Here is an 871-nt window from a genome sequence, read left to right as displayed (position 1 = left end):
TGATTCTTGAGAACAAGTCCCGCAACACGTACGAAAATGCAGTCTTCACCCGCAGGCTGGTCGAGCCGAAACCGGGCGAGACATGGCTGCTGGTGACGTCTGCCTTCCATATGCCGCGCGCCAAGGCGCTGTTCGACAAGGCCGGTTTTCCAACCGTCCCTTGGCCGGTCGATTACCGGACCTCAGGCAAGGAAGGCATCGGTCTGTTCCGCGACAATCCGGCCGATTCGCTGCAGGCGACCACCATGGCGATCCGCGAATGGATCGGGCTCTCCGCCTATTGGCTGTCGGGCCGCATCGATCAACCTTTCCCGGCGCCGGGCGGCTGACCAAGCACTGCCTGGCGCGCGGCCGAGAAGAACTGACGGCGCACAAGCACGGCAAGCAGCACCAGCGTCGACAGCACGAACACCGTCGGGCCGACGAACGAGCCGAGATAGCCGATCGAGAAGAAGACGGCGCGCAGGCCGGAATTGAAATGCTTGCCGGCTAGCACGTTCATGCGGGTGGCCCGCCACACCGCCGTCCCGCTGACCGGATTGCGCGAGGCCTCGCCATGCGGGACCGGCACGGCACCGATCAGGATCGAGCAGTAGTTGAACAGCCGGTAGGCCCAGCCGAATTTGAAGAAAGCGAAGGCGAGGATCAGCACCAGGCCGAACATTTTGGTCTGGAAGGCTTCGCGGGAGGATGCGGAGGCCAACGGCAAGTCAGTCATTATGGTCAGAACCCGGTCGGAAGCGCCGAGAAGGGCAAAGCAGCCGCCGAGCGCGATCAGCGAGCTCGAGGCAAAGAAGGCGGTGCCTTGCTGCAGCCCGGACATGATGGCGGTGTCGACTATGCGCACCTCGCGCTCGGCGGCTGCTTTGCC

2 protein-coding genes are annotated in these 871 nt (G+C 63.7%); one reads left to right on the top strand and one right to left on the bottom strand.

Features of this window, described 5'->3' with window-relative positions; all coding sequences use genetic code 11:
* The coding region (locus tag EOA60_RS35120; RefSeq protein WP_164899878.1) for a YdcF family protein at window positions 1–329 on the top strand (329 nt) is incomplete at its 5' end.
* Here the strand turns inward: EOA60_RS35120 and EOA60_RS35115 are convergent.
* Window positions 302–871 (bottom strand): DUF599 family protein (locus EOA60_RS35115; protein WP_128312735.1); only part of this gene is annotated, 570 nt, incomplete at its 5' end. The genes EOA60_RS35120 and EOA60_RS35115 overlap by 28 nt on opposite strands.

The organism is Mesorhizobium sp. M1A.F.Ca.IN.020.06.1.1, from assembly GCF_004023265.1.
Taxonomy (GTDB): Bacteria; Pseudomonadota; Alphaproteobacteria; order Rhizobiales; family Rhizobiaceae; genus Mesorhizobium.
The sequence above is the reverse complement of the archived record's forward strand: the minus strand, read 5'-3'. Positions and strand labels throughout refer to the sequence as shown.